General features: G+C 74.2%; 18 protein-coding genes. 7 read left to right on the top strand and 11 right to left on the bottom strand.

Going from position 1 to position 24,698, the window contains the following annotated elements:
• Positions 1 to 3: 3 nt before the first annotated feature.
• The 4 genes from uca to OIE51_RS01005 all read right to left on the bottom strand — a co-directional run bounded on the left by uca (position 4) and on the right by OIE51_RS01005 (position 6,747).
• Positions 4 to 3,597 (bottom strand): urea carboxylase, encoded by a 3,594-nt coding sequence (uca, locus tag OIE51_RS00990; RefSeq protein WP_326594778.1) that lies wholly within the window; start codon positions 3,595 to 3,597, stop codon positions 4 to 6.
• Entirely contained in the window at positions 3,594 to 4,247 is a 654-nt protein-coding gene (locus OIE51_RS00995) for an urea amidolyase associated protein UAAP2 (RefSeq protein ID WP_326594779.1), read from the bottom strand. The genes uca and OIE51_RS00995 overlap by 4 nt, the downstream gene beginning before the upstream one ends.
• Positions 4,244 to 5,128 carry an urea amidolyase associated protein UAAP1 gene (locus tag OIE51_RS01000; protein ID WP_326594780.1) on the bottom strand — a complete coding sequence of 295 codons (885 nt, stop codon included), beginning with the start codon at positions 5,126 to 5,128 and terminating at the stop codon, positions 4,244 to 4,246. The genes OIE51_RS00995 and OIE51_RS01000 overlap by 4 nt, the downstream gene beginning before the upstream one ends.
• Positions 5,129 to 5,256: 128 nt before the next feature.
• Positions 5,257 to 6,747 (bottom strand): sodium:solute symporter family protein, encoded by a 1,491-nt coding sequence (locus OIE51_RS01005; RefSeq protein WP_326594781.1) that lies wholly within the window; start codon positions 6,745 to 6,747, stop codon positions 5,257 to 5,259.
• 152 nt (positions 6,748 to 6,899) lie between these two features.
• On the opposite strand from OIE51_RS01005, the gene OIE51_RS01010 reads away from it, so the two are divergent.
• From OIE51_RS01010 to OIE51_RS01020, 3 genes are all read left to right on the top strand, one after another.
• Entirely contained in the window at positions 6,900 to 7,568 is a 669-nt protein-coding gene (locus OIE51_RS01010; RefSeq protein WP_326594782.1) for a TetR/AcrR family transcriptional regulator, read from the top strand.
• Between the two features lie 147 nt (positions 7,569 to 7,715).
• The gene (locus tag OIE51_RS01015; RefSeq protein ID WP_326594783.1) at positions 7,716 to 9,488 is read left to right on the top strand and encodes an ABC transporter ATP-binding protein; all 1,773 of its coding nucleotides are present in this window, start codon (positions 7,716 to 7,718) and stop codon (positions 9,486 to 9,488) included.
• The gene (locus tag OIE51_RS01020; RefSeq protein ID WP_326594784.1) at positions 9,485 to 11,266 is read left to right on the top strand and encodes an ABC transporter ATP-binding protein; all 1,782 of its coding nucleotides are present in this window, start codon (positions 9,485 to 9,487) and stop codon (positions 11,264 to 11,266) included. Before OIE51_RS01015 ends, OIE51_RS01020 begins: the two co-directional genes overlap by 4 nt.
• A 23-nt stretch (positions 11,267 to 11,289) precedes the next feature.
• Here the strand turns inward: OIE51_RS01020 and OIE51_RS01025 are convergent, their stop codons facing one another.
• Positions 11,290 to 12,078, bottom strand: coding sequence for a metal-dependent hydrolase (locus OIE51_RS01025; RefSeq protein WP_326594785.1), 789 nt, complete (start codon positions 12,076 to 12,078; stop codon positions 11,290 to 11,292).
• Positions 12,079 to 12,196: 118 nt separating this feature from the next.
• Between OIE51_RS01025 and OIE51_RS01030 the strand changes: the two genes are divergently transcribed.
• On the top strand, positions 12,197 to 14,710 hold the full coding sequence (locus OIE51_RS01030) for a DEAD/DEAH box helicase (protein WP_326594786.1): 2,514 nt from the start codon (positions 12,197 to 12,199) through the stop codon (positions 14,708 to 14,710).
• Between the two features lie 9 nt (positions 14,711 to 14,719).
• Here the strand turns inward: OIE51_RS01030 and OIE51_RS01035 are convergent, their stop codons facing one another.
• Both OIE51_RS01035 and OIE51_RS01040 read right to left on the bottom strand, forming a co-directional pair.
• Positions 14,720 to 15,613, bottom strand: a complete 894-nt coding sequence (locus tag OIE51_RS01035) for a DUF6397 family protein (RefSeq protein ID WP_326594787.1) — start codon at positions 15,611 to 15,613, stop codon at positions 14,720 to 14,722.
• Between the two features lie 125 nt (positions 15,614 to 15,738).
• Positions 15,739 to 16,134 (bottom strand): roadblock/LC7 domain-containing protein, encoded by a 396-nt coding sequence (locus tag OIE51_RS01040; RefSeq protein WP_326594788.1) that lies wholly within the window; start codon positions 16,132 to 16,134, stop codon positions 15,739 to 15,741.
• A 121-nt stretch (positions 16,135 to 16,255) separates the two neighbouring features.
• Here OIE51_RS01040 and OIE51_RS01045 point away from each other — a divergent pair, with 121 nt between their 5' ends.
• Positions 16,256 to 17,095: a hypothetical protein gene (locus OIE51_RS01045; RefSeq protein WP_442811836.1), complete on the top strand. Its 840-nt coding sequence runs from the start codon at positions 16,256 to 16,258 to the stop codon at positions 17,093 to 17,095.
• On the opposite strand, the gene OIE51_RS01050 is transcribed toward OIE51_RS01045, so the two are convergent.
• Positions 17,076 to 18,173, bottom strand: coding sequence for a fatty acid desaturase family protein (locus tag OIE51_RS01050; protein WP_326594790.1), 1,098 nt, complete (start codon positions 18,171 to 18,173; stop codon positions 17,076 to 17,078). The two genes, OIE51_RS01045 and OIE51_RS01050, sit on opposite strands and share 20 nt — an antisense overlap.
• Positions 18,174 to 18,391: 218 nt before the next feature.
• On the opposite strand from OIE51_RS01050, the gene OIE51_RS01055 reads away from it, so the two are divergent.
• Both OIE51_RS01055 and OIE51_RS01060 read left to right on the top strand, forming a co-directional pair.
• Complete coding sequence (locus OIE51_RS01055; RefSeq protein ID WP_326594791.1) at positions 18,392 to 21,304, top strand: DEAD/DEAH box helicase; 2,913 nt, start codon at positions 18,392 to 18,394, stop codon at positions 21,302 to 21,304.
• On the top strand, positions 21,301 to 22,641 hold the full coding sequence (locus tag OIE51_RS01060) for an SWF or SNF family helicase (RefSeq protein WP_326594792.1): 1,341 nt from the start codon (positions 21,301 to 21,303) through the stop codon (positions 22,639 to 22,641). The genes OIE51_RS01055 and OIE51_RS01060 overlap by 4 nt, the downstream gene beginning before the upstream one ends.
• Here the strand turns inward: OIE51_RS01060 and OIE51_RS01065 are convergent.
• The 3 genes from OIE51_RS01065 to OIE51_RS01075 all read right to left on the bottom strand — a co-directional run bounded on the left by OIE51_RS01065 (position 22,614) and on the right by OIE51_RS01075 (position 24,698).
• The gene (locus OIE51_RS01065) at positions 22,614 to 23,426 is read right to left on the bottom strand and encodes an SGNH/GDSL hydrolase family protein (RefSeq protein WP_326594793.1); all 813 of its coding nucleotides are present in this window, start codon (positions 23,424 to 23,426) and stop codon (positions 22,614 to 22,616) included. The genes OIE51_RS01060 and OIE51_RS01065 overlap by 28 nt on opposite strands.
• A 124-nt stretch (positions 23,427 to 23,550) precedes the next feature.
• Positions 23,551 to 24,375 carry an SAM-dependent methyltransferase gene (locus OIE51_RS01070; protein WP_326594794.1) on the bottom strand — a complete coding sequence of 275 codons (825 nt, stop codon included), beginning with the start codon at positions 24,373 to 24,375 and terminating at the stop codon, positions 23,551 to 23,553.
• A gap of 86 nt (positions 24,376 to 24,461) precedes the next feature.
• Positions 24,462 to 24,698: a DUF397 domain-containing protein gene (locus tag OIE51_RS01075; RefSeq protein ID WP_326594795.1), complete on the bottom strand. Its 237-nt coding sequence runs from the start codon at positions 24,696 to 24,698 to the stop codon at positions 24,462 to 24,464.

Here is a 24,698-nt window from a genome sequence, read left to right on the forward strand (position 1 = left end):
CGTTCAGGCCCGGCCGCCGCTCCCGGCGGCGAGAACGGCGATCGGGGTGCCCGCTTCCACCAGGTCGCCGGGGGCGACCAGGATCTTCAGGATCTCCCCGGCCATGGGGGCGTGCACGGTGGTCTCCATCTTCATGGCCTCCAGGGCCAGCAGCGGCTGGCCCTCCGTCACGCGGTCGCCGGGGCGGGTGTCCACCCGCCAGACGGCGGCCGTGCACGGTGCCTCGACCACCGCGCCGCCGGGGGGCGCGGTGACGGTGACGGGCGGGGCCGGGGCGGCGGGTTCGGCGGTCGGCCGGTCGAACTCGCCCGCCACCTGCCAGGCGCGGCGCTCGGCGTCGAACGCGGCGGTCTGGCGGCGTTGGAAGTCCTCGATCGAGGCCGCCTCGCGGGCGAGGAAACGCTGGTGATCGGCATAGCGGAACTCACCGTCCTCGATGTCGAGTTCCAGCCGTCCGGCGGCCATGTCGGCCCGCATCTCCAGCAGTTCCCCGGCGCTCACCGGGTACCAGCGGACGCGGTCGAAGAAGCGCAGCAGCCAGGGCGTTCCGGCGGCGAACGGGCCGCGCTGCTGCCAGCCGCTCCACACCTGCACGGTGCGGCCGACGAACTGGTAGCCGCCGGGGCCCTCCATACCGTAGACGCACAGGTAGGCGCCGCCGATGCCGACCGCGTTCTCGGGGGTCCAGGTCCTGGCCGGGTTGTACTTGGTGGTGACGAGCCGGTGCCTGGGGTCGAGCGGGGTGGCCACGGGGGCGCCGAGGTAGACGTCGCCCAGTCCGAGGACCATGTAGTCGGCGTCGAACACGGTGCGGTGGACGTCGTCCACCGAGTCGAGGCCGTTGATCCGGCGGATGAACTCGATGTTCCACGGGCACCAGGGGGCGTCGTCGCGCACGCCGTTGACATACCGTTCGATCGCCTCGCGGGTGGCCGGGTCGTCCCAGGAGAGCGGGAGCCGGACGGTGCGGCTGGGGACGGCCAGGTCGGTGGTGGCGGGCAGGTCGGCCTCGATCCCGGCCAGCACGTCCAGCAGGCGGGTGGTGGGCAGCACATCGGGGTCGGTGCGGATCTGCAGGGAGCGGATGCCGGGGGTGAGGTCCGCGACGCCGGGGACGCACGCGGCGGCGAGGCGTTCGCCCAGCGCGTGCACGCGCATCCGCAGGCCGAGGTCGAGCCGCATCTCGCCATACTCCACGAGCACGTTGTCGTCGCCGGAGCGCCGGTAGGTGACGGCCGGGGCGGCGGCGTCGCCGGGGCGGCGGGCGAGCACGCCGCCGTCGGTCACCTGGGGCCGGGAGGCGCGCGGCGCGGCGGCCGGGGCGCGGCGCAGGGCGGGGGCGTCGCCCGGGGCCAGCGGCACGAAGCGGACGGTGTCGCCGGGGCGGAGCTGGCCGAGCTTCCAGCGCTGCCCGACGACGACGGTGGCGGGGCAGACGAAGCCGCCCAGGCTGGGGCCGTCGGGGCCGAGCAGGATGGGCAGGTCCCCGGTGTAGTCGACGGCGCCGACCGAGTAGGGAGTGTCGTGGATGTTGGAGGGGTGCAGGCCGGCCTCGCCGCCGTCGGTGCGGGCCCAGCGGGGCTTGGGGCCGGTGAGCCGGACGCCGGTGCGGGCGGAGTTGAAGTGGACCTCCCAGGAGGCGGCGTAGAACTCCTCGATGTCCTCGGGTGTGAAGAACTCCGGTGCCGCGTGCGGCCCTTCGGTCACGCCGATCCGCCAGGCCCGGGTGAACCCCGGCCGGGACGCGGCCGGGACGGGCGCGGGCCCGGGCCGGTCGCCGGGCGGCAGGGGCCGGGGGCGCAGGACGTCGCCGGTCCGCAGGGCGCGTCCGCCATGGCCGCCGAACCGGCCGAGGGTGAAGGTGGCGGCGCTGCCCAGGAAACCGGGGACGTCGAGTCCGCCGCGGACCAGGACGTAGGTGCGCAGGCCGGCCGCGCGCGGCGCGCCGACGGCGAGCACGGCGCCGTCGGCGAGGTGGAGCGGCTCCCACTGCGGAACGGCCGCGCCGTCCACGGTGACCTCGGCGGGCGCGCCGGTGACGCAGACGGTGGCGGCGCCGGTGAAGCGCAGCGCCGGGCCCTCCGCGGTGCACTCCAGGCCGGGGGCGCCCTCGGTGTTGCCCACGGCGCTGTTGCCGAGGCGGAAGGACAGGTCGTCCATCGGTCCGGACGGTGGCACGCCGACGCTCCAGTGTCCGGTGCGGCCGGGCCAGTCCTGCACGGTGGTCAGGGTGCCGGCGCGCAGCACGTCGACGCGGGGGGTGGGGTCGGTGATGTCCGCGAGGGTCGCGGTGGTGTGGCCGGTCTTCCGGAAGGGCGGGTGGGCGACGGCGGCGCGGAGCAGCCCGAGGTTGGTCTCGATGCCGTCCACGCGGATCTCGCGCAGCGCGTCGGCGAGGCGTTCGAGGGCTTCTTCGCGGTCGCGGCCGTGGGTGACGACCTTGGCGAGCAGGGGGTCGTAGTGGGCGGTGACTTCGGTGCCGGTCTCGATCCAGGTGTCGACGCGGGCGCCGGCGGGCAGGTCGACGCGGGTGAGGAGGCCGGAGCTGGGCCGGTGGCCGTGCGCGGGGTCCTCGGCGTAGACGCGGGCCTCGACGGCGTGGCCGGCGGGTGCGGGCGGGGTGCGCGTCATCGAGGTGTCGCCCTGGGCGAGCCGGATCATCCAGGCGACGAGGTCGACGCCGTACACCGCCTCGGTGACCGGGTGTTCGACCTGGAGGCGGGTATTGACCTCCAGGAATGACACGTCGCCGCGGACGGTGTCGTGGATGAACTCGACGGTGCCGGCCGAGCGGTAGCCGACCGAGGAGCACAGGCGGACGGCGGCGTCGCGGATCGTGGCGCGGACATCGTCGGGCAGGCCGGGGGCGGGGGCCTCCTCGACGACCTTCTGGTTGCGCCGCTGGAGGGTGCAGTCGCGGTCTCCGAGGGCGACGACCTCGCCCCGGCCGTCGCCGAAGACCTGGACCTCCAGGTGGCGGGCACTGGTCACGAGCCGTTCGAGGAAGAGGCCGCCGTTGCCGAAGCCGGTGGTGGCGGTGCGCAGCACGGCGTCCCAGGCGCCGGTCAGCTCGGCGGGGGTGTGGCAGGCGCGCATGCCGATGCCGCCACCGCCTCCGGTCGCCTTGAGCATGACCGGGTAGCCGATGGTGTCGGCGGCGGCGAGAGCGGCGGCGACGTCGGGGAGGAGGCCGGTGCCGGGCAGCAGCGGCACCCCGGCGGCCTTGGCGGCGGCGCGAGCGGTGTGCTTGGTGCCGAAGAGCTCCAGATGCTCGGGGGCGGGGCCGATGAACGTCAGGCCGGCGTCGGTGACGGCACGGGCGAACGCGGCGTCCTCGGAGAGGAATCCGTAGCCGGGGTGGACGGCTCCGGCGCCGGTGGCGGCCGCGGCGGCGAGGATGCGGTCGGCGCGCAGATAGCTGTCGGCGGCGGGGGCCGGGCCGATGAGGTGGGCGGTGTCGGCCAGGCGGACGTGGGGGGCGGGGCGGTCGGCCTCGGAGTGGACGGCGACGGTGCGCAGACCGAGGGCCTTGGCGGTGGAGATGACGCGGACGGCTATCTCACCGCGGTTGGCGACCAGCAGGGTGTCGAACGTCATCCGCGCCCGCCCTCGGTGATGACCATCCGAACGGGGGTGGGGTCGAAGCCGTTACAGGGGTTGTTGATCTGCGGGCAGTTGGAGACGAGGACCAGGACGTCGGTCTCGGCGCGGAGAGTGACGCGCAGGCCGGGGGCGGAGATGCCGTCCACGATGCCGAGGGTGCCGTCGGGCTCGACGGGCACGTTCATGAACCAGTTGATGTTGCTGACCAGGTCCCGCTTGCCGAGGCCGTGGCGGGCGCCCTCGGCGAGGAAGTTGTCGACGCAGGCGTGCTGGCCCCAGGTGTGGTGGCCGTAGCGGAGGGTGTTGGACTCGCGGCTGCAGGCGCCGCCGACGGTGTCGTGCCGGCCACAGGTGTCGTCGGTGATGGTCATGAGCGGGGTGTGCTCGCTGGACATCAGGACGGTGCCGGTGGTGAGGAAGAGGTTGCCCTGGGCCTGGATGGTGTCGGGCGCGCTGTAGCGGACGGCGGTGTCGTGGGCGTCGTAGACGAGGAAGTCGACGGCCTGGTTGCCGCCGAGGTCGGTGATGGTCAGCGACTGGCCCCGGCGCAGGACGGCGGACCAGGGCGCGCGGGCGGGCACGGTGACGTCGGTGACGGTGACGGTAGCCGTGGCGGTCGCTGTGCTGGGCGCGGGCGCGGTCATGCGGCTCCCCTGGCGGCGAGGTGGTCGGCGGTGTTGAGGAACGCGCGGCGGCCCTCGGGCGTGGCCTCCCACAGCGGGTCGCCGGGGGCGGTGGGGCGGTCGCGCCAGGCGAGCACCTCCAACGGAGCACAGGTGTAGGCGGGACGCGGGTCGAGGGGGTGGGCGGCGTTGGCGATCAGCACGATGAGGGGCAGCTCGGCGCGCAGCGTGACAAAGGCGCCGGGGCCGGCCGAGCCGGTCCACTCCAGCGAGCCGTCCGGGCGGACGCGGACGCCCTTGAACAGGGTGAGGGCGGGCGGCAGGTCGCGCGGGCCGAGGTCGTGGCGGGCGGCGGCGAGTTTGAGGAGCTCACGGCCGGCCGGGCTGGGGCCGTGGGCGGCGCCGTCGCCGTAGCGGGCGGTGTTGCGGGCGAGGGTGGAGGCGCCGCACAGCGCGTCGTGGGTCCGGGAGCTGTCGGCGGTGACGGAGGCGAGGACGCGGCCCTGGTCGGAGAGGAGCAGCTGGTGGGCGCCGAGGTAGGCGTTCCACTGCACCTTGACGGTGTCCGCGACGTTGAGCCGTTCCCAGGGCCGGTCCGCGACGTGGAGCAGCAGGTTGGCGCAGGCGTCGCCGTCCGGGTCGGTGAGGCGCAGGGCGGTGCCGCGGGCCAGGACGCGCTGGCTGTGGTTGCCGCCGCCGATGGTCTCGGCCCAGCGCACGTCGGCGGTGGGGACGCCGGGCGGCGGGGTGGGCCAGTCGGTGGCGGGCACGGTCGGCATGGCGGTGACGCGGGTGCCGGCCTGGGTGCGGGCGTGGTCGCGGGCGGCGTAGGTGGTGGCGGTGGCGGACCCGGCGGGGGACGCGGCGCCGGGCGGGCCGGATGCGGGTGCCGGTGTGGTCATGGGGTCCTCCAGCGGGTCGTCGCGTGGCAGATTTCTGTCGCACGACAGAAATTAGGATGGGAGGAGGTCGGGGAGATTGCGCCGTGGTTTCGCCGGTGTTGCCGGAGCCCCACGGACCCCGGCCGAGGTCAGAGCGCGGCGGGCTCGGGCCGGGTGCCGCGCTCCTCGGGGGCCGGGGCGGCCAGGGGCCCGGGGCGGCGCAGGAGGGCCACCACGAGGTAGGCGAGCAGGGACGCGGCGGCGGCCAGGAAGGTGGGCCAGCCGTCGAACTCGGCGGTGAACACATCGTTGGAGACATGCAGCAGGTTGTTGTCGGCGCCGTAGATGGTCGGGGTGAGGACGAAGAGCGTCAGCCGGACGGCGCTGCCGACGACGATGGCGGCTGTCGCGGCGGCGGCCGTGCCGCGTCTCCAGAACAGGCCGAGCACGAACGGCACGACGAGGCCGGCCAGCATCACGTCGAAGGCCAGGGTCAGCAGGATGCCGGTCTGCGGGACGCGCAGCGCGAGGAGCACGGCGAGCGCGACCACCGGCAGCGTGGCCAGCCGGGTGGCGCGCAGCAGCGGGTCGGGGCCGCCGGGGGTGAGCGGCTCGGTGGCGCGGATGCCGGCGATGTTGCGGGCGGCGACCGCGCCGGTGCCCAGGATGGCGCCGTTGGCCGTGTTGCACGAGGCGGCGACGATCGCGGAGAGCACCAGGACGGCCAGGCCGGTGGGCGCGACGTCGTCCAGGAGGGTGAACAGGGCGGGGCCGTCACCCGCGGAGGCGCCGAGGATGTCGATCGACGAGAGCGCGACGAGGGAGAACGGGACGCCGACGAGCACGGTGCCCGCGGCCCCGAGGTAGCAGGCCCGCTGGGCGATCTCCGGCGAGCGGGCGGAGAAGATGCGCTGCATGAAGTCGATGGCCACGATGTCGCCGATGCCGAGAGCGACCAGCGTGGCCCAGTTGATCGTGGCGCCGCTGTCGGCGGAGGTGAGCTGCGCCCAGTCGAAGGGGCCCATGCCGTCCGGAATGCTGATGCCGTAGCGCACGGCGACCCACAGGAACAGGGCGGCGGTGCCGGTCAGGGTGATGGCGAGCTGGACGACGGCCGTGTAGGCGTCGGCGAACATGCCGCCGGTGATGGTGTAGGTCAGCACGATCCCCACGATCAGCAGCACGCCCGCCGTGAAGGACGTGCCGAGGAACCGCTCGAAGAGGAATCCGCCGGCGACCAGGTTCCCGGCCAGCAGGATGACGTAGGCCCCGATCATCAGGTAGGAGGAGGTGACCTCGACGCCCCGGCCGAACCGGCGCCGGTAGAAGTCGGGCAGGGTGGTCAGCTTCGCGCGGTGCATCGGCTTCGCGAAGAACGCGCCGGTGAGCAGGAGGCACAGGGCCAGGCCCAGCGGCAGGGTGGCACCGGCCCAGAAGCCTCCGCCGAAGGTGAGGTCGGTGTTCCCCAGTGTCGCGTTGCTGTCGACCGCCTGGCCCATCAGGCCCGCGGCGACGAGCGGTATGCCGAGGGTGCGCCCGGCCACCAGGTAACGGGCGCTGTCCCCTTCGACCTTGCGTGACGCGATCAGTCCGATGAGCATGACGACGAGGACGCTGAGGCCCACCCCGAAGATGATCATTGCGCTGCCTTCCCCAGAGGTCCATTTCTGTCAGGCGGCAGAAATTAGGTGCGGGCGGGTTCTACGGCATATCCCGGCCATTTCCCGGCCGTTACGGTGTGCTCACCCCGGTCCGGGGCCGGCCATGCCGGGTCTGTGCGACGATCGCAGGCGTGCCGACCACCAAGCGCCGCGTGGGCCGCCCCCGCGCCGACCGCCGCCCCGAGACCGGTCTGACCCCGCGTGAGGAGCTGCTCCAGGCCGCGTCCGAGCTCTTCGTCTCCCGGGGATACGCGGCCACCTCGACGCGGGCCATCGCGGAGCGCGCGGGTATGCGACAGGCGTCGATGTATCACTACTTCGGCAGCAAGGAGGACCTGCTCGCGGCGCTGCTGGAGAGCACGGTGGCACCGTCGCTCGACATGGCGACGGCGATCCTGGCGCGGGGGGAGCCTTCGGCGGAGGCGCGCCTGTGGCTGCTGTGCCGCGCCGACGCGGCCCTGCTCGCCTCGGGGCCGTACAACCTCGGCGCGCTCTATCTGCTGCCGGAGGCCGGTGACGCGCGGTTCGCCGGGTTCCACCGGATGCGGACCGCGCTCAAGGACGCCTACCGGCTGCTGCTCGCGGCCACTGGACCCGGCGCCGCGCTGGGCGAGGAGGAGCTGGTAACGCGCGCCGGCCTGGTGTTCGGCCTGGTGGAGAGCGTCATCCTGGCCCGGCGGGAGGGCGTCGGGCCGAGCGTCCCCGCGCTGTCGGAGGCCGTCGCGGACGGAGCGCTGCGGCTGGCCGGGCTGGCGCCCGGGGAGGCCGCCCGGATCGGCGCGGCGGCCCGGGAGTCCTGACGCGAACCGCCGGGCCCGTGCGGCGCGGGCGCGGGCGCGGGGTGACGGATTCCGTTCGAGCGAGCCGAAAATCTGTTGATATTCGACTCTACTGACCGTGACTCTTGCGAGGTTGCCCGATTCCCACCGCACCGACTCTGGGATGTCATGCAGATTCGCGACCTTCCGCATTCCGACCCCGGCGACCCCGACGTACGGTCCGGATTCCGATTCCTGATCTGGCTCTTCCGCCGGCAGCTCGGCGGCCAGATCAAGGCGATGAGCTGGGGCACCCTGCACATGGCCGCGATGGCGGGGCTGCCGGTCACCATGGGACTGTCCATCGACGCCGTGACCGACGGCTCCGGCCGACGGCTGGCCCTCACCGGCCTGCTCATGCTCGCCATCACCGTCGTCATGGCCGTCGCCGACACGATGCTGCACCGCGCGGCGGTGACCAACTGGATCCTCGCCGCCGCCCGCGTGCAGCAGCTCCTCGCGCGCCGCACCGCCGAACTCGGCGGCGTCCTCACCCAGCGGGTGGCCGCCGGCGAGGTGGTCAAGGTCTCCACCGGTGATGTGGAGAAGATCGGCTGGTTCGTCGAGTCGTTCTCCCGGTTCGCCGCCGCCGTCGTGGTCACGCTCGGCGTCTGCACCGGACTGATCGTCTACGAACCCCGGCTGGGCCTGATCGTGCTCGCCGGGATCGTCGCCGTCGCGCTGAGCGTCTGGCCCCTGCTACCCGCCGCGACCCGGCGGGCCGACGTGGAGCGCGCCAAGTCCGGGCGGGCCACCGAGCTGGCCTCCGACACCGTCGCCGGACTGCGGGTGCTGCGCGGCATCGGCGGCGAGGAGCTGTTCCTCGACCGGTACCGGCGCGCCTCCCAGGAGGTGCGCGCCGCGTCCGTGCACAACGCCCGGATGTGGTCGCTGATCGACGCCCTCCAGGTGGTGATGCCGGGGCTGCTGCTGATCGCGGTGGTCTGGCAGGGGGTCGGCCTGGCCCTCGACGGCGAGCTCTCGGCCGGTGAACTGGTCACCGTCTACGGCGCGGTGAGCTTCCTGATGTTCCCGCTGCGGCTGTTCCAGGAGACGGCCATGGCGTTCACCTTCTCGCGGCCCTCGGCCAAACGGGCCGTCCGGGTGCTGGGGCTGCGCCGCGAGGGCCCGGACCGGCCGACCGTGACCGCGCTGGACGAGCCGCTCGCCGGCGACCTGCGGGATCCGGCGACCGGACTGCACGCCCCGGCGGGGCGGCTGACAGCGGTGGTGTGCGGCAACCCCAACGTCGCCGAGCGGCTGGCCGACCGGCTCGGCGGGCACCCCCTGCGCGGCGGGGACGAGCCCTCGGCCCGGCTCGGCGGCATCCCGCTGAACGAGGTCCCGCTGGCCGCCGCCCGCACGGCGGTGCTGGTGCAGGACAAGGACCCGGTGCTGCTGTCCGGCACGCTGCGGGAGCTGCTGGACGTGCCCGCCTCGAACCGGGTCCCGGCCGACGAGGCACTGCGGACCGCCCAGTGCTACGACGTGCTGGCGGCGCTGGCGCTGGCGTCCGCCGACGGCAGCGGCGACCCGATGCGCACCCGGATCACCGAGCGGGGCCGCTCGCTCTCGGGCGGGCAGCGGCAGCGGCTGGCGCTGGCCCGCTCGCTGATCACCGACCCGGAGGTGCTGGTGCTGGACGAGCCGACGTCCGCGGTCGACTCGCACACCGAGGCCCGGATCGCGGAGGGGCTGCGCGCCCTGCGCTCCGGACGCACCACCGTGGTCTTCACCTCCAGCCCCCTGCTGCTCGACCGCGCGGACCAGGTGGCCTTCGTGCGCGACGGCGCGGTGACCGCCACTGGGACGCACCGCGAACTGCTGCGCACCACCCCCGCGTACCGGGCGGTCGTCACCCGCGAGACCGAACCCGCACCGCTTGCCGAGGAGAACGCATGATCGGCGTCAGTCCCCCCGAGTACGACCCGGCCTCCGACGAGCACGCGACCACGCTGCCGGTGGCCGGCCGCACCACCGTCCGGACCTATGTGCGGGACCTGCTGCGCCGTCACCAACGCGCGCTGATCGGGCTCGTGGCGGTCAACACCGTCGCCGTCGTGGCCTCCATGGTGGGGCCCTACCTGCTCGGCGGGGTCGTCCAGGACCTCGCCGACGGCGACCGGGACCCGGCGCTGGGACGGACCGTCGCCCTGTTCGCCGCGGCACTCGCCGTGCAGGCGGTCTTCGTGCGCCTGGTCCGGCTGCGCGGCGCCGTGCTGGGCGAGCGGATGCTGGCGGACCTGCGGGAGGACTTCCTGGTCAGGTCGGTCGGGCTGCCGCCGGGCGTGCTGGAGCGGGCGGGCACCGGCGACCTGCTGGCCCGGATCAACACGGACGTCGACCGACTGTCCAAGGCGATGCGCGAAGCCGTGCCGGAAATGTCCATCGCCGTGGTGTGGGCGGGGCTGCTGCTGGGCGGCATCGTGGTGACGGCGCCGCCGCTGGGCCTCGCCGTGCTGCTCTCGTCGCCCCTGCTGCTGGTGGTGTGCGTGTGGTACTTCCGGCGGGCGCCCGCCGGGTACCGCTCGGAGTCCGCCGGGTACGCCGCGGTCGCCGCCGCGCTGGCCGAGACGGTGGACGCCGGCCGGACCATCGAGGCCCACCGCCTCCAGCGCCACCGCATCGAGCTCTCCGAGCGCCGGGTGAAGGAGTGGACGGTCTGGGAGCGCTACACGCTGTGGCTGCGCTCGGTGCTCATCCCGGCGATCAACGTGTACCACGCGATGATCGTCAGCGGCGTGCTGCTCCTGGGCGGCGTCTTCGTGCTGGAGGGCTGGCTCGACATCGGCCGGCTGACCACGGGCGCCGTGCTGGCCCAGATGATGATCGAGCCGGTCGGCATGATCCTGCGCTGGATGGACGAGCTCCAGGTCGCCCAGGTGTCGCTGGCCCGGCTGGTCGGGGTGCGCGAGGTCGAGGACGGCGGGGGCGACGAGTCCGTGTCCCCGGACGGCCGCGAACTGACCGCCGAGCGGGTGCGCTTCGGCTACCGGCCCGGCACGGACGTGCTGCACGGGGTGTCCCTCGACGTGCCGCCGGGCACCAGGGTGGCGCTGGTCGGGCCCTCGGGAGCGGGCAAGTCCACGCTCGGCCGCCTGCTGGCCGGGATCTACGCCCCGCGCACCGGTGAGGTGACGCTCGGCGGGGCCCGGCTGGCCGGGATGACGGCCGAGCGGATCCGGGAGCAGGTGGCCCTGGTCAACCAGGAGCATCACGTGTTCGTCGGACCGCTCCGCGACAACCTGCTGCTGGCCCGCGCCGACGCCACGGACGCCGAACTGTGGGCGGCGCTGGCGGCCGTGGACGCCGACGGGTGGGCGCGCGAGCTGCCGGACGGCCTCGACAGCGAGGTCGGCTCGGGCGGGCTGAGCGTCTCCCCCGCGCAGGCGCAGCAGATCGCGCTGGCCCGTCTGGTGCTGGCCGATCCGCACACGCTCGTGCTCGACGAGGCGACCTCGCTGCTGGACCCCAGGGCCGCCCGGCACCTGGAGCGCTCGCTGGCGCGGGTGCTGGAGGGCCGCACCGTGATAGCGATCGCGCACCGGCTGCACACCGCGCACGACGCCGACGTGATCGCGGTCGTCGAGGACGGCCGCATCAGCGAACTCGGCAGCCACGACGAGCTGGTGGCGGCCGACGGCGCCTACGCGGCGCTGTGGCGCTCCTGGCACGGCTGACCCGGCCGGGGCGGCGGGGGCCGTCAGGCCGTCAGGACGACGGCCCCCACGCCGCTGGCCGCGCCGATCACCATGAAGGCCGGCATCAACACCTTGTTCTCCACCCAGGCACCGGCCCGGAACCGCATGAACTCCGGGGTGCCGATCGGATACCAGCGCTTGCCCGCGATCGGCAGCGGCCACAGCATCGGACAGCCGGAGACGGTCAGCGCGTCGCCGAGCGTGTGGACGATGGAGCCCAGCACGATCGGCAGCCCCAGCCACAGGTAGGGCTCGCCGTCGAAGAGCCAGTCCGAGCCGTTCCCCGGCTCGTCCAGCACCGCCGCCAGCAGCCAGGCGCTCGTCGCGCCCAGCAGCCACACCAGGACGTCGCTGGAGACCCGCGCCATCCGCCACAGCAGCCCCTCCACGGCGAGGACCACGTGCACGAAGAGCGTGACGAGCACCGCCCACCGGCCCCAGGTGATCGCGGCGAACGAGAAGCCCGCCCCGAGCAGCACCGCCCATATCCACGTGTGGGTCAGGGTGCGGTGACCGCCGGTGCGGCGCCGCTCCCCCTTGGCCCGCGTCGCGTTGTAGACGAACTCCGACAGCTTGTCGATCACCGCGGCCAGCAGCTTGGACACCGGGCCGAAGGCCCGGGAGATCGTCGCGGACTTCTGGTCGAGATCGGGAGCGAGCGCGGCCCCCGCACAGATCAACGTGCCCACCACGAGCACCGGCCAGGGCATTCCGTGGCCCGCCGCGGCGGTCGCCGCGCCCACCCCCAGCCATGCCATCGCCCCGGACAGTGAGTGCGCCGGTCCCATCATGGCCCCCGCCCCTTCTTCTCATGTCGTGCTCCCCGTCGGCGGCACAGCGTAGTGCCCCGTGATCTTCGGCCGGGCGGCCGGTTCCCCCCGGGAGCGCGGATGCGGGCAGTATGGACCAGTGACCCTTATCGATCAGATGCCTGCGACCAGTGATCCCGACGCCCTTTTCGACGCTTTCTCGTCGTGGGCCGGCGAGCGGGGGATCTCCCTCTACCCCGCGCAGGAAGAGGCCCTGATCGAGGTGGTCTCGGGGGCGAACGTCATCCTGTCCACGCCGACCGGCTCCGGCAAGTCGCTGGTGGCGGCGGGCGCCCACTTCGCCGCGCTGGCCCGGGACGAGGTCACCTTCTACACCGCGCCGATCAAGGCCCTGGTGTCCGAGAAGTTCTTCGACCTGTGCAAGCTCCTCGGCACCGAGAACGTCGGCATGCTGACCGGGGACGCCTCGGTCAACGCGGACGCGCCGGTCATCTGCTGCACCGCCGAGGTGCTCGCCTCGATCGCGCTGCGGGACGGCGCGGACGCCGACATCGGCCAGGTCGTCATGGACGAGTTCCATTTCTACGCCGAGCCCGACCGGGGCTGGGCATGGCAGATCCCGCTGCTGGAGCTGCCCCGAGCGCAGTTCGTCCTCATGTCCGCGACGCTCGGCGACATGACGCGGTTCCAGGAGGACCTGACGCGGCGCACCGGGCGGACGACCGCGGTGGTGCGCTCGGCCACCCGTCCGGTGCCGCTGAGCTATGAATACCGCACGAGCGCGCTCACCGAGACCCTGGCCGAGCTGCTGGAGACCCGTCAGTCGCCCGTGTACATCGTCCACTTCACCCAGGCGCAGGCGGTGGAGCGGGCGCAGGCGCTGATGAGCATCAACATGTGCAGCCGCGCCGAGAAGGACGAGATCGCCGCCCTGATCGGCAACTTCCGCTTCACCACCAAGTTCGGCCGGAGTCTCTCCCGCTACGTCCGGCACGGCATCGGGGTGCACCACGCCGGGATGCTGCCCAAGTACCGCCGGCTGGTGGAGAAGCTGGCCCAGGCCGGGCTGCTGAAGGTCATCTGCGGGACCGACACGCTCGGCGTGGGGGTGAACGTCCCGATCAGGACCGTGCTGTTCACCGCCCTCACCAAGTACGACGGGAGCCGGGTGCGGGTGCTGCGGGCCCGCGAGTTCCACCAGATCGCCGGGCGGGCCGGGCGGGCCGGGTACGACACGTCCGGCTTCGTGGTGGCGCAGGCGCCCGAGCACGTGGTGGAGAACGAGAAGGCGCTGGCGAAGGCCGGGGAGGACCCCAAGAAGCGCCGGAAGGTGGTCCGCAAGAAGCCGCCGGAGGGCTTCGTCAACTGGGGCGAGGAGACCTTCCAGCGGCTGATCGCCGCCGAGCCGGAGCCGCTGACCTCCCGCTTCCGCGTCACCCACGCGATGCTGCTGGCCGTCATCGCCCGGCCCGGCGACCCGTTCCGGGCCATGCGGCGGCTGCTGGAGGACAACCACGAGCCGCGCAGGCAGCAGCTCCGGCACATCCGGCGCGCCATCGCGATCTACCGCTCGCTGCTGGACGGCGGGATCGTCGAGCGGCTGGACACCCCCGACCCGCAGGGCCGCACCGTGCGGCTGACGGTGGACCTCCAGGCCGACTTCGCGCTCAACCAGCCGCTGTCCACGTTCGCCCTGGCCGCGTTCGAGCTGCTCGATCCCGAGTCCCCTTCCTACGCGCTGGACATGGTCTCCGTGGTGGAGTCCACGCTGGACGACCCGCGGCAGATCCTGGCCGCCCAGCAGAACAAGGCTCGCGGCGAGGCCGTGGCGGCGATGAAGGCCGAAGGCGTCGAGTACGAGGAGCGGATGGAGCGGCTGATGGACATCACCTATCCGCGCCCGCTGGACGACCTCCTCTTCCACGCCTTCGGTGTCTACCGCAAGAGCCACCCCTGGGTGGGTGATCATCCGCTCTCCCCCAAATCCGTCGTCCGCGACATGTACGAACGCGCGATGACCTTCTCCGAGCTCGTCTCCCACTACGAGCTCGCCCGCACCGAGGGCATCGTGCTGCGCTATCTGGCGGGCGCCTACAAGGCGCTGGAGCACACCGTGCCGGACGACCTGAAGTCCGAGGACTTCCAGGACATCACCGCCTGGCTCGGCGAGCTGGTGCGGCAGGTGGACTCCAGCCTGCTCGACGAGTGGGAGCAGCTGGCCAACCCCGAGACCGAGGACGCCACCGAGGCTCAGGACCGCGCCGACCAGGTGCGCCCCGTCACCGCCAACGCCCGGGCCTTCCGGGTGCTGGTGCGCAACGCGCTCTTCCGCCGGGTGGAGCTGGCGGCGCTGGACCGGACCGGCGAGCTCGGCGAGCTGGACGGCGAGTCCGGCTGGGACGCCGACGCCTGGGCCGCCGCCCTCGACGCCTACTGGGAGGAATACGACGAGCTGGGCACCGGGCCCGACGCCAGGGGCCCGCGGCTGCTGTCCATCGAGGAGCGGCCCGAGGACGGGCTGTGGCGGGTCCGGCAGACCTTCGCCGATCCGGCGGGCGACCACGACTGGGGCATCTCGGCCGAGGTGGACCTGACCGCCTCGGACGCGGAGGGCCGCGCGGTGATCAAGGTCATGGACGTGGGCCAGCTCTGAAGGCCGCGCTCACCCCTCGGCCACCGGCGCGGCGGCCCGTGCCCGGATCAGGGCGGTGGACAGCTCGGCGCGATACCACCGGGCCTCGTCGGGGTCGGTCGCCGTCAGCAGCGGCGCGACGATGTCCCATCGCGGGCCGCCGGAGCGGACGCCGGCCAGCGGCGGGCGCAGCCGGAGCAAAAGGGCCCGCTCCCGCGCGTCCGGCACGTCGGCGGCAAGCGTCGGCGGCTCCAGGACGGCGGCGAGCGCCGCGGCCCGCTGCCAGGGGCCCTCGGCCTGACGGGTCAGCAGGTCGGCGCGGCGCCTGCGCCAGCGGCGCGGGCGCCAGTCCTCCCCGCCGCGCAGCGCCCGGCGCAGCCCCTCCGGCGCCGGGCCGGTGAGCAGCTCGGCTCTCTCCGCCGCGAACGCGCGCAGCTCGGCGGCGGCATACCGCCAGACGACCACCCGGTGACGGTTCACATGGAGGTCGACCGGGGCCAGCAGCCCGCCGCGCGCGAGCCGGGAGAAGCGCGAGGGCGCGATGCCCAACAGCTCGGCGCCGCCGGTCGCGTTGACCATCAGGGCCAGGTCGCGCACCTGCTCCGGGAAGCGCCGATCCGCGCGCAGTCGGTCGAGCGCGGCGCGCGGAACACTCCGCTGCCACGGGACGCCAGTGGCGACCGTGGGGATGTGGTCCAGCCGCACGGCGTCGCCGAACTCCCGGGGCCCGAGGCCCAGCTCCTTGGCCGCACGGCGCACGGGCACGGCAGCGGTGTCCGACGTGATGGCGTCCGTGGCGTCCGTGGCGGTGACGGCGGTCGTGGCGCCGGTGGGGCCGGTGGCGCCGGTGGCGGCGGTCGTGGCGCCGGTGGCGGTGACGGCGAGGGTGGTGGTCAGTCGGTCCGCGGTGTCGCGCACAGGCATGACGGCTTCCTTCCGTGATGATGCGATCACTTTGCGTAATCAGCATAGCCACGGAACGTCACCCATGGCAACCCTCTGTGATCAACAGCCCTACGGAACGCGTCCGGGAGCGCCCGGCCGCCCGCTCAGGACGTGTTCTCCCGCGCGGCGAGCCCCATATGTTCGCCCACCTTGTTCACCAGCAGGGTCATCTCGTAGCCCACCTGCCCGATGTCCGCGTCCGGTCCCGCCAGGACGCACAGACAGCTACCGTCCCCGGCGGCCGTGACGAACAGCACGCCGTCGTCGAACTCGATCATCGTCTGCCGGACATCGCCGCACTGGAAGTGCTCCCCCACTCCCTTGGCGAGACTGTGCAGGCCGGAGGAGACCGCCGCCAGGTGCTCGGCGCTGCTCCGCTTCAGGCCCCGGCTCACGGAGGTGACCAGCCCGTCGCTGGACAGCAGCAGAACGTGCCGCACACGCGGCAGCCGTTGCGCCAGATCGTCCAGCAGCCAGTCCAGCGTGGTGCTCAGTGCCATCCCCAGCTCCCCCTTCTCGTAAGGCGACTGCTGTGTCAGCCTTCCCCAGTAAGAGGCTGTCGGCAACCACCTGTGCGGTACCGCTATCCCGAAGGGACGGTACCTTTTGCTCTGGTCAGCCATGGCACCGGGTCGAGCAGGGAGGCTCTCGTTGAGCACGACGGAGGCGGAAGAGGCCGGCACGGAGGACGAACTCTTCGTACTCACAGCCGTGTTGCTCACGCCGGAACGTTTCCCCGGGGTGCTGGGCGACGACTATCCGGCGGCCTGCGAGGCCCTCTCACTCCCGCCCGGTCCCGAGGGCTACGGTCTTCTCTTCGGCCAGGACGACACCGGCGCCCGCTGGACGGTGGCGACCGAGGACGTGGCCCTGACCGCCTGCGCGATAGCCGCCTGGGACTGCGGCATGACCTACGACGTGTGCCCGGACGAACGGACCATCGCCGCCGTGCTGCCCGGCTGGCCGCTGGCCCTCGCCGTGGCCGCGCCCGGACTGCCCGCCCCGCACGACCCCGAGGCGGAGCCCGGCGGCGCCGGGCCCGCCCCGCTCGCCCCGCCCGACCCCCGGCAGTGGGGCCCGGCCCAACGACGCCTGGGGGCGGACGAGATAGCGCGGCAGTGGACGCGCTGGCGGGAACAGGTCGCCGACGAGGTGACGTTCGTCGCTCCCGGCGAGCGACCGAACGACGGCGTCCGCCACGTCCTGGAGGAGCTGCGCGGCTATCTGGCCTCCCCACCCCCGCCCGGCCGGGTCCGGGCGGCCGTCGCCTCGACCGCGGGCGATGCGCGCACGCTGCGGGTGGACGGCCCCGGCTGGAGCCTGGTGGCCCGCGCCGACGACATCGCGTTCGTGCTGCTGGACGACGCGCCCCGGGAGATCCTGCCGGTGGGCCGCGGGCCCGAACTGCCCGGCCTGCTGGCCGGGCTGGAGGAGCTGACGCTCAGGACCGCGGCGGGCTGACCCCGGCGCCGGCTCCGACGGGCTTCCGCAGCGGGGCGCCCACCTCATGCATGTGGCGCAGGGCCTGCCGGTAGGAGTCCACCAGCCCGGTCTCGGTGTAGGGCAGCCCCGCCTCGCGCAGGTACTGCCGGACCAGCGGGCGGGCCAGCCGCAGGTGCGGGCGCGGCATGCTCGGGAAGAGGTGGTGCTCTATCTGGTAGTTGAGCCCGCCCATCAACCAGTCGGTGACCGGGCCGCCGCGCACGTTGCGCGAGGTCAGCACCTGGCGCCTGAGGTGTCCCCAGCGCGTCCCGGCCGCGTCCGGCATCTCCATCCCCTTGTGGTTGGGGGCGAAGACGGATCCGAGGTGGAGCCCGAACAGGGCATGGTGGACGAGCGCGAACACCACGGCCTTCCCGGGACTCATGGCCGTGCCCAGCAGCAGCGCGTACCCCGAGAAGTGCGCCGCGATCAGCAGCCCCTCCACGAGCCGCGCCCGCCCGTTCCGCTCCCAGCCCGAGGGCGAGAGCACCATCCGCGCGCTGGCGACCTTCAGTGCGAAGCCCTCCAGGAGCAGCAGCGGGAAGAACAGCCACGCCTGATGGCGCGTGAGCAGACGGGCGAGACCGGCGCGCTTCGCCGCCTGTGCCTGGGTCCACACCATGACGCCCTCCCCGACGTCCGGGTCCTTGTCCAGGTGGTTGGGGTTGGCGTGGTGCCGGTTGTGCTTGTCGTTCCACCAGGCGGAGCTCATGCCGAGCAGCAGGTTGCCGTGCGCCAGCCCGATCAGGCGGTTGGTCCGGCGCGTCGCGGCTATCTGCGCGTGGCCGGCGTCGTGCCCGAAGAACGCGGTGCGGGTGGAGAAGAGCGCGAGCGGCGCGGCGAGCGCCACGGTCCACCAGGAATCGCCGACCACGAGCACGGCGAGCGCGAGGGCCGCCAGGACCAGGGCGTTGACGGTGAGGCCCGCGGCGTACCAGCCGGTGCGCCGGGCGAGCAGGTCCTGCCCCTTGACCTGCCGCAGCAGCGGGGCGAACTCGTCACCCGGCCCGGTCGGGGGGCGCGGTGGGGCGGCGGGCGCGGTGGCGGCTGAGGGCATCTCGTCTCCGGGAATCGTCGGTGGGCGGCGCCCGTCCACCGTAGGAACGGCAGCCCCGCCCGCACCATGGCCGCAGCACCCGGCCCGGGGGTGTACCCAGCCCCCCTGTCGGGCCGGGGACCGCCCCGGTCCCCGGCGGCCGTTTCCGGATCGCGGGAGCGTGAGGTACCCTCGGCCGTCGCACCGCCGCTAGTCAAATTTGAGGAGACGGTCAGCGCGTGACAGCGAGCCCGGCCACCCCCGCCCAGACATCCGCCCTCACCGGCTGCGCCGCCGTCTTCCTGCCCGCCGATCCGCCCCGCGCCTCCCGGGTCGCCTTCTGGCACCCCGACGGCTCCCGGCCGGCGGCGGGCCAACTGCCCGGCGAGGAGCTGACCGTGGCGCTCCCCGAGCCGGACGGCTCGGTACGGGCCCGCACGGTCCCGGCCGTCGTACTGCCGATGCGCGACGCCCTGCCCGTGCTGACCAGGGCCCGTGCCGCGGACGCCGGGGGCGCGGCGGCCTGCTGGGGCGCCGCCGCCGTGCTCGCCCTTCAACTGGCAGCTCGCGGACGGCTGTTGCCGGGCCTGACCACGACCGACCACGACGCCTGGCGGCTCGGCCCGCTGGACGCCGCCGACGCCGGACGGCTGCGGGAGCTGGCCGCCGCGATGCCGCCGCACGCCCACGCCGTTCCGCTGCCCGAACCGGCCGACGACGGCGGTCTGTTGCTCCCCCGGCCCGAGACGCTGCTGCGCGCGTTCCTCGACGCGGTCGCCGACACGCTGCCGCGCACCCCCGCCGCCGCGCTCGCCGCGGGCGGCCCGGCCTGGGCCGACCGGGCCCCGCGCCGCCTGCCCGCGCAGCGCCCCTGGGCCGAGGGGGTGGCCGCCGGGCACGACGCGGGCGTCCGTCTGTCGCTGCGCGTCGAGGCGGACCCGGCCGGGCCCGGGACGGACGGCGTCACCGGGGCGACGGGACCGAGGTTCCGCGCGGTGGTCCAGCTCCACAGCCTCAGCGACCCGACCGCCGTCGCGGACGCCGCCGAGGTGTGGGCGGGCACCTCGCCGGCGGTCGGCGCGTTCGGGCCGCGCGCCCGCACCGACGCGCTGCTGACGCTGCGCCGCGCCGCCGCCGCCTGGGAGCCGCTGACGCCGCTGCTGTCGGCCGCCGTGCCGGACGCCGTCGACCTCGCCGACGAGGACGTCTCCAGTCTCCTCGGCGCACCGGTCACCCGGGCGCTGGCGGCGGCCGGCGTCCAGGTGCACTGGCCGCGCCACCTGGTCCGCGGCCTCACCGCCCGCGCGGTCGTCGGCGGGGACGGGACACCGGACGGAGAGGCTCCCGGGGCCCGGCCGGAGTCCGCGTTGCCGTCCCTCCTGACCCCCGGCGCGCTGTTCGCGTTCGACTGGCGCTTCGCGGTGGGCGACACGGAGCTCACCCGCGAGGAGCTCGACCGGCTCGCCGAGGCCGGACGGCCCGTGGTGCGGCTGCGCGACCAGTGGGTGCTGGTGGCGCCCGAGGAGGTGCGCCGCGCCCTCGACCGGCGGGACCGCCGAATCGGCGCCCTGGACGGGCTCGGCGCCGCCCTCACCGGCACCGCCGAGGTGGACGGCGAACTGGTGGAGGTGGCCGTCTCCGGCCGGCTGCGCGCGTTGCGCGACCGGCTCACCGATCCCGAACAGGCCGGCCCTGAGCCCGTGCCGCAGCCCGCCGCGCTCACCGCTACCCTGCGCGACTACCAGCTGCGCGGACTGAACTGGCTGCACCGCATGACCTCGCTCGGACTCGGCGGCTGCCTCGCCGACGACATGGGCCTGGGCAAGACCATCACGCTCATCGCCCTCCACCTGCACCGGCAGCTCGACCCCGCCACCGCCGGACCCACGCTGGTCGTCTGCCCGGCATCACTCCTGGGCAACTGGCAACGGGAGTTCGCCGCGTTCGCCCCCGGCACGCCCGTACGCCGCTACCACGGCGCGGCCCGCGACCTGACCGGCCTGGCCGGCGACGAGGTCGTGGTCACCACCTACGGCACGATGCGCGTCGACGCCGACCGCCTCGCCGGGGCCGCCGCCTGGTCCCTGGTCGTGGCCGACGAGGCGCAGCACGTCAAGAACCCCTTCTCCGCGACGGCCCGGCGGCTGCGCGCCATCCCCGGCCGCGCCCGGGTCGCCCTGACCGGTACCCCGGTGGAGAACAACCTCTCCGAGCTGTGGGCCATCCTCGACTGGACCACCCCCGGCCTGCTGGGCCGCCTCGGCACGTTCCGCTCCCGCTTCGCGGACGCCGTCGAGTCCGGTGCCGACCCCGGCGCCGCCGAGCGGCTCGCGCGCCTGATCCGGCCGTTCCTGCTGCGCCGCCGCAAATCCGATCCGGGCATCGCGCCCGAGCTGCCGCCGAAGACCGAGACCGACCGCCCCGTCGCCCTGACCGCCGAGCAGGCCGGGCTCTACGAAGCGGTGGTCCGCGAGGGTCTCGACGCCGTCTCGGGCACCGCCGGCTTCGCCCGGCGTGGCCTGGTGGTCAAGCTGCTGACCTCGCTGAAGCAGATCTGCAACCACCCGGCGCAGTTCCTCAAGGAGGACGATCCCCGGCTGCCGGGGCGTTCGGGGAAGCTGGAGCTGTTCGACGAGCTGCTGGACTCGATCCTGGCCGAGGGCGCGAGCGTGCTGGTCTTCACCCAGTACGTCCGGATGGCCCGCCTGCTGGAGCGGCATCTGACCGCGCGCGGGGTGCCCGGCCTGCTGCTGCACGGCGGCACGCCGGTGCCGCGCCGGGAGGAGATGGTCCGGAGCTTCTCGGCCGGTGAGGTCCCGGTCTTCCTGCTGTCGCTCAAGGCGGCGGGCACCGGTCTCAACCTCACCCGCGCCGAGCACGTCGTGCACTTCGACCGCTGGTGGAACCCGGCCGTCGAGGCGCAGGCCACCGACCGCGCCTACCGGATTGGCCAGGACCGGCCCGTGCAGGTGCACCGACTGATCGCCGAGGGCACGATCGAGGACCGCGTCGCCGCCCTGCTGGAGCGGAAACGCGCCCTGGCCGAGTCGGTGCTCGGCGCCGGCGAGGCCGCCCTGAGCGAGCTGTCCGACACCGAGCTCGCCGACCTCGTGGCCCTGCGCGGCGCCGACCGTCCGGGGAGCGAGCGATGAACCGTGCAACGGGGAACGATGAGCTGGTCCTCGCCGCCCTGCCACCCGCGCGCGGGCGCGGGTTCGCGGCCACCTGGTGGGGACAGCGGTGGCTGAAGGCGCTGGAGGACGCCGCGCTGGACGGCGACCGGATCCGGCAGGGGCGGCGGCACGCCCGGGCGGGAGCGGTCGGCGCCGTCTCCGTCCGGCCGGGGCGGCTCACCGCCGTGGTCCGGGCCGCCGACGGCACGGGGCACCGCGCCGACGTGCTGCTGCGGCGGCTGACCGGGCCGGAGTGGGACCGGCTGCTGAACACCGTCGCCGGCGAGGCCGGGCACCTCGCGGCGCTGCTGGACCGGGACATGCCCGCGCGTCTGGTCGAGGACGCGGCGGCGGCCGGCGTCGACCTGCTGCCGGGCATCGGCGACCTGGAGCCGTCCTGCGAGTGCGGCGAGTGGGACCACTGCGCGCACACCGCCGCGCTGTGCTACCAGGTGGCCCGGCTGCTGGACGCCGATCCGTTCTTGTTGCTGCTGCTGCGCGGGCGCGCGGAGCGCGAGCTGACCGACGAGCTGCAACGGCGCAGCGCCGCCCGCGCGGAGCCGGGGCGTGAGCGCCCCGGGCACCCACCACTGCCCGCCGGAGTGCGCGCTGTCGACGCCTACGCACGCGCCGGGACGCTCCCGCCGCTGCCGTTCCCGCCGCCCGCCGTGGCCGAGCCGGGCACCGGGCCCGCGCTGTCCGGCGGCGCCGGACCGGCGGACGGACTGGACACCGCGGCGCTGGAGTTCCTGGTCGCGGACACCGCCCTCCGGGCCAGGCGGCTGCTCGCCGAGGCCCTCGCCCCGGGCCACGCCACCGCCCCGGTGCCTGTCCCGCTCGGCCGGTGGGAAGACGCGGTGCGGATGGCCGCCGGCCGTCCCCCGGAGCGTGTGGCCGGGCGGCTGGCCGAGGGCTGCGGGCGCCCCGCGCGCGATCTGCGTGTCGCCGTGCGGGCCTGGGAGTGCGGCGGCCGGGCAGCGCTGGCCGCGCTGGAGGACACGGCCGGGGACGCGCCCGCGCGGGCCGCCGACCTGCTCGCCACGGCCTGGTCCGGCGAGGAGTCCCGGCCGGTGCTGCGTCGCTCCGGCGCCCGCTGGACGGTCGTGGGCGAGGCGGTCCAGCTCCGCTGCGACGCGGACGGCCGCTGGTGGCCCTTCCGCAGGACGGGCGGACGGTGGTGGCCGGCGGGTCCCGCGGAGACGGACCCGGCCGCCGCCCTGGCCGCCGCGCGGGGCGACGGAGCGACGGCCGGGCCGCCGGGAACGGTGGCGCGGAGGGGGACTGACCGTCAGACCAGGTCCGCCAGCACCGGGTAGTAGCCGCCGGACTGGCCCTCGGCGGTCGGGTGGTAGGACTCGGAGGGGGAGAGCCAGTTGACGCTGTGCAGCCACTCGTCGCCCGAGCAGATCTCGTGCCCGGTGAACGTCGGCCGCACGTCCGCATAGGTGAAGCCGTGGTCGGCGGCCCGCTGGGCGGTGACGTCGTTGAGGTGGTCCGAGGCGTCGTTGAGGGCGGCCCGGGACTCCTCGCTGAGGCCCGTCGAGCAGCTTCCGCCCAGCTCGTACAGGCGGGGGTAGCCGAACACCACGACACGGGCGGCGGGGGCCTCGGCCCGGATGGCGTCGTAGACGGTGTCGAGCCGGCCGGGCAGGGTGTCGGTGACGGCCGAGTCGGCGGCGGCGACGGCCGACAGGCAGGCGCTGGTGCCCTGGAGCACGCAGGTCTCCATGGTGTCGGCGAAGCCGATGTCGTTGCCGCCGACGCTGAGGGTGACGAGAGTGGTGTCCGCGTCCAGCGGGCCGAGCTGGCTGTCGATGACATCGGTGGTCCGGGCGGCGAAGCAGGCGGTGAAGTCGAAGGACGCGGGGGCGTTGGCCTCGGCCCACAGCTCCGGGTACGCGGCGGCGCTGCGCTTGCAGTCACCGCTGGCGCTGTCGTAGCCGCCGGCGCCGACACCGGCCGAGTACGAATCGCCCAGGGCGACGTACTCGACGGCGGCGCCGGAGGTCTCCTGTGCCGAGGCCGGGGTGGGTCCGAGGGCGGACACGCCGACCGCGACGGCCGCGGTGGCGGCCACCGCCAGCGAACGGCGCACTTTCATGGCACCTCCCAGGGAGGGTCAGCGGGGGGACGGTCATGAACCGCAACGACCCGCGCCGCCCGAGGTGACGCCGCCATCCCGGGCGCACCCGTTCGCCCCACTTGTCCCATGGGCTGTCCGAAGGTCAGCGCTTCACCCCGACCCCGCAGTAGAACCCGAGCCCGCGCAGCACCGGGTCGTCCGGCACGGGCGTCTCCGGCTGCCAGAACGGCGGCTGCACCAGACCGGGCGGGTCGATGAGGTCGAACCCGGTGAAGAACTCCAGCACCTGGGCACGCGGTCGCAGCGTGAGCGAGGCGGTGGCGTCCCGGTACACGTCGCTGACGGCGCGCAACTGGGCGGCGTCGTGGAAGTCCGGAGTGCCGTGGCTGAGCACCAGACAGCTCCCGGGCGACAGCGGCTTGGTGAGGGCGGCGACGAGGCCCGCCGGGTCGTCGGCGTCCTCGATGAAGTGCAGGGTGGCCACGAGCATCAGCGCCACCGGCTCGCCGAAGTCGATCAGCCGCGTGACGGCGGGGTGGCCGAGAATCGACGCGGGATCGCGCAGATCGGCGAGGGCGAACGCCGCGCCGCCGTCGTTGACCAGCTTGGCGCCGGCGTAGGCGCTGACGATCGGGTCGTTGTCGACGTACGTCACCCGCACATCGGGGTCGACCGACCGGGCCACCTCGTGGGTGTTGGGCGAGGTCGGTATCCCGGTGCCGATGTCGATGATCTGGCGTATCCCGCGCCGGGCGACGGCGGCGGTGGCGCGGCGCAGGAAGCCGCGGTTCTCCCGTGCCGCCGCTCCGATGTCCGGCAGCAGCTCGATGACGCGCTCGGCGGCGGCGCGGTCCACCTCGTAGTTGTCCTGGCCGCCCAGGTAGTAGTCGTACATCCGCGCCGGATGGGGCCTGCTGGTGTCGATCTGCTCGGCGGTGAATCCTTCGGTGTATCCCTCGTCGCTCACGGCGTACTCCGTCTTCTCGTCCCTGTCGCGCCGGCGCGGTGTCCACCCCCCCGTGGGCGGACACCGCGCCTCATCCCCGCGGATGGTCAGACGAGGAGGAAGTCCGCCTCTCCGGACTTCACTCCCTGGATGAACCTCTCGATCTCGTGATGCGAACAGATCAGCGCGGGGCCGTCCGGGTCGGCCGACTGGCGCAGCGCCACGCGGCCGTCCCGCAGTCGCATCGCCTCGACACAGCTCCCGCCGTTGCCGCCGCTCCAGGGCTTGTGCCAGCCCTCGGTGCCGAGCTGCTTGGCGGGCATGCCGTTGTAAATGCGATCCAT

This window comes from Streptomyces sp. NBC_01803, assembly GCF_035917415.1.
GTDB lineage: Bacteria > Actinomycetota > Actinomycetes > Streptomycetales > Streptomycetaceae > Streptomyces.

Coding starts and splice junctions, on each gene's coding strand:
- uca (WP_326594778.1), bottom strand. CDS start 3,597: ATGACGTTCGACACCCTGCTGGTCGCCAACCGCGGTGAGATAGCCGTC.
- OIE51_RS00995 (WP_326594779.1), bottom strand. CDS start 4,247: ATGACCGCGCCCGCGCCCAGCACAGCGACCGCCACGGCTACCGTCACC.
- OIE51_RS01000 (WP_326594780.1), bottom strand. CDS start 5,128: ATGACCACACCGGCACCCGCATCCGGCCCGCCCGGCGCCGCGTCCCCC.
- OIE51_RS01005 (WP_326594781.1), bottom strand. CDS start 6,747: ATGATCATCTTCGGGGTGGGCCTCAGCGTCCTCGTCGTCATGCTCATC.
- OIE51_RS01015 (WP_326594783.1), top strand. CDS start 7,716: ATGCAGATTCGCGACCTTCCGCATTCCGACCCCGGCGACCCCGACGTA.
- OIE51_RS01020 (WP_326594784.1), top strand. CDS start 9,485: ATGATCGGCGTCAGTCCCCCCGAGTACGACCCGGCCTCCGACGAGCAC.
- OIE51_RS01025 (WP_326594785.1), bottom strand. CDS start 12,078: ATGATGGGACCGGCGCACTCACTGTCCGGGGCGATGGCATGGCTGGGG.
- OIE51_RS01035 (WP_326594787.1), bottom strand. CDS start 15,613: ATGCCTGTGCGCGACACCGCGGACCGACTGACCACCACCCTCGCCGTC.
- OIE51_RS01040 (WP_326594788.1), bottom strand. CDS start 16,134: ATGGCACTGAGCACCACGCTGGACTGGCTGCTGGACGATCTGGCGCAA.
- OIE51_RS01045 (WP_442811836.1), top strand. CDS start 16,256: ATGGCACCGGGTCGAGCAGGGAGGCTCTCGTTGAGCACGACGGAGGCG.
- OIE51_RS01050 (WP_326594790.1), bottom strand. CDS start 18,173: ATGCCCTCAGCCGCCACCGCGCCCGCCGCCCCACCGCGCCCCCCGACC.
- OIE51_RS01060 (WP_326594792.1), top strand. CDS start 21,301: ATGAACCGTGCAACGGGGAACGATGAGCTGGTCCTCGCCGCCCTGCCA.
- OIE51_RS01065 (WP_326594793.1), bottom strand. CDS start 23,426: ATGAAAGTGCGCCGTTCGCTGGCGGTGGCCGCCACCGCGGCCGTCGCG.
- OIE51_RS01075 (WP_326594795.1), bottom strand. CDS start 24,698: ATGGATCGCATTTACAACGGCATGCCCGCCAAGCAGCTCGGCACCGAG.